The organism is Oceanicola granulosus HTCC2516 (assembly GCF_000153305.1).
Classification (GTDB): Bacteria; Pseudomonadota; Alphaproteobacteria; order Rhodobacterales; family Rhodobacteraceae; genus Oceanicola; species Oceanicola granulosus.
In genome coordinates, this window is the sequence record NZ_CH724108.1 from 292,068 (window position 1) to 294,672 (window position 2,605).

The following is a 2,605-nucleotide window of genomic DNA, read 5'->3' on the forward strand; positions in this document are numbered from 1 at the left end:
GCGCCGACACCAGCCCGCGCGGGCCGGCGCTGAACAGGATGATGAGCCCCACCACAGGGGCGGCGATCAGGTTGCGCACGAACTGGATCTGCAGCGGGTGGTAGCGCTCCACCAGCCACTTGGAGGCGGTGTCCGACAGCACGAGGCAGAAGACGCCGAAGCACATCACCGCGATGGCGCGGCCGGCGTGGCGGCTCGAGTCGAAGGCGAAGGCGCTCATGGCAGCGGGTCCGTGCGGTGGAGCCGGATCTTGAGCGGTCCGTGCGCCACCGGCGGTCCGGTCTCGGCGAAGGGCAGCGCGGTGGCGCGGGCGAGGCCGGCCTCGCTGGTCACGATCCCGACGCGCCAGCCCGAGAAGCGCTCGAGGAGCACCGCGCCGAGCGCGTTGTAGAGGCCGAAGAGCTGGCGCTTGTTGCCGATCCGCCCGCCGTAGGGCGGGTTGACCATCACCAGCCCCGGCGGCCCCTCGGGCCGGGCCAGCTCGCTGACCGGCTGGCGCAGGAACGTCGTGACCTCCTCCAACCCGGCCCGCGCGGCGTTGGCGCCCGCGCCCTGGATCGCGCCCGAGTCGCGATCGGCCCCGGTGAAACGCAGCGCGATGTCGCGCGGCGCGGGCGCGGGCGCGGCGGGGGCGGCGACGGGCACCGCGAGGTCCTGGTAGGCGAAGCGGCGCCCGCGCCCCGGCGGGAGGCCGAGCGCCATCTCCGCCGCCTCGAGCACGATCGTTCCCGAGCCGCACATCGGATCGACCACCGGCTCGTCGCCGCGATAGCCGCACTGGCGCAGGAACAGCGCCGCCATCGTCTCGCGCAGCGGCGCCTCCTCCCCCCCTTCACCCCGCACAACCCGGCCCGCCCTTGCCCCGCGCGCCGCCTTTGCCTAACTGAGCCGGACGCACATGGAGGGCACGGACATGGCCGAGACGCGGCACACCAAGGTTCTGATCATCGGCTCCGGCCCTGCCGGCTATACCGCCGGCGTCTATGCCAGCCGCGCCATGCTCGAGCCGCTGCTGGTGCAGGGCATCGAGCCCGGCGGGCAGCTCACCACCACCACCGACGTCGAGAACTGGCCCGGCGACACCGAGGTGCAGGGCCCCGACCTGATGGTGCGCATGGAGGCCCATGCCCGCGCGATGGGCACCGAGATCGTCTCCGACATCATCACCGCGCTCGACCTCTCCAAGCGCCCCTTCACCGCGCAATCCGACAGCGGCACGGTCTACACCGCCGACGCCGTGATCCTCGCCACCGGCGCGCGGGCCAAGTGGCTCGGCCTGCCGAGCGAGGAGAAGTTCAAGGGCTTCGGCGTCTCGGCCTGCGCGACGTGCGACGGCTTCTTCTACCGCGGGCAGGAGATCGTCGTGGTCGGCGGCGGCAACACCGCCGTGGAAGAGGCGCTGTTCCTGACCAACTTCGCCTCCAAGGTCACGCTGATCCACCGCCGCGACGAGCTGCGCGCCGAGAAGATCCTGCAGGACCGGCTGATGAAGAACCCCAAGATCGAGCCGCTCTGGTTCCACCAGCTCGAGGAGGTCGTCGGCGACGACAGCCCGCTCGGCGTCACCGGCGTGCGCGCGAAGAACGTGAAGACTGGCGAGATCACCGAGATCGCGGCCAAGGGCGTGTTCATCGCCATCGGCCACGCCCCGGCGTCGGAGCTGGTGAAGGACCAGCTCGAGACGCACATGGGCGGCTACGTCGTCACCAAGCCCGACTCGACCGAGACCTCGATCCCCGGCGTCTTCGCCGCGGGTGACCTGACCGACCACAAGTACCGCCAGGCCGTGACTTCGGCGGGCATGGGCTGCATGGCCGCGCTCGAGGCCGAGCGTTTCCTCGCCGAGCACCACGAGGCCGAGCGCGAGGTGGTGACCGAGCCGCTGGGCTACGGCGCCGAGGTCGGCGCCGCGGAGTGATCCGCTGGCGCGGCCCGGTCTGGCGGATCCTGTTCGCCGACCGGGCCGACCCGCTCTCCGGGGTCGCCGCACCGGAGGGCAGCTTCCACCATTCGGGCCAGCGCGCGCTCTACGCCTCGCTCAGCCCCGAGGGCGCGGCCGCCGCGCTGGCGCGCTACGTCACGCCGGACGATCCGCCCCGCGTGATCGTCGAACTCGGCCTCGACATCGACTGCCTCGCCGACCTGCGCGACGACGCCCGCACCCGCGCCGTCTGGCAAGCGCCCCGCGCCGCCGGTGCGCCCGCCCCCACCTGGGCCGCCTCCGACGCCGCCCGCGCCGCCGGCGCGCGGGGAATGCTCTACCGGTCGCGCTCGCGGCCGAAGTTGCTCCACGTGGTGCTGTTCGAGTGGCAAGGCGTGTTGACCGTCGCCGGACCGGCAGCGCCATGGGGTGGGGGAAAGCCGGCTGGCGGGGCAGGGGCTGGCGGCGGAGGCGGATGTCGACCGGCTCGGCCTCGCCAGCCGCACCGGCGCGCAGCGCCGCGCGGTGGCGGCGCAGGTGGCGCGCGGGGTGCCGTTCGCCGAGGCGTTCTCGAAGAAGTTCGTCGTCGACAAGTTCGCCCCGGCCACGACGCACTGGAGCAAGCTGGAGGACCGGGTGCGGCGCGGAGTCGGCAACCCGTGCCCGCTGCTGCTGATCGGCCTG

The 2,605-nt window shown here is 73.2% G+C and carries 2 protein-coding genes and 3 pseudogenes; 3 read left to right on the forward strand and 2 right to left on the reverse strand.

Features of this window, described 5'->3' with window-relative positions; all coding sequences use genetic code 11:
• Together OG2516_RS20455 and OG2516_RS13775 are read right to left on the reverse strand one after the other, a co-directional pair.
• Positions 1-220: pseudogene (locus OG2516_RS20455) on the reverse strand (hypothetical protein); the annotation flags it as partial.
• Positions 217-822, reverse strand: a pseudogene (locus OG2516_RS13775) (class I SAM-dependent RNA methyltransferase); the annotation flags it as partial. The pseudogenes OG2516_RS13775 and OG2516_RS20455, both read right to left, overlap by 4 nt.
• A 91-nt stretch (positions 823-913) precedes the next feature.
• Here OG2516_RS13775 and trxB point away from each other — a divergent pair.
• The 3 genes and pseudogenes from trxB to OG2516_RS20555 all read left to right on the forward strand — a co-directional run.
• Positions 914-1,918, forward strand: coding sequence for a thioredoxin-disulfide reductase (gene trxB, locus OG2516_RS13780; RefSeq protein WP_040616033.1), 1,005 nt, complete (start codon positions 914-916; stop codon positions 1,916-1,918).
• Positions 1,915-2,298: pseudogene (locus OG2516_RS20550) on the forward strand (RES domain-containing protein); the annotation flags it as partial. The gene trxB and the pseudogene OG2516_RS20550, both read left to right, overlap by 4 nt.
• A gap of 52 nt (positions 2,299-2,350) precedes the next feature.
• A partial coding sequence (locus OG2516_RS20555) for a BglII/BstYI family type II restriction endonuclease (protein WP_040615872.1) occupies positions 2,351-2,605 on the forward strand: 255 nt, incomplete at its 3' end.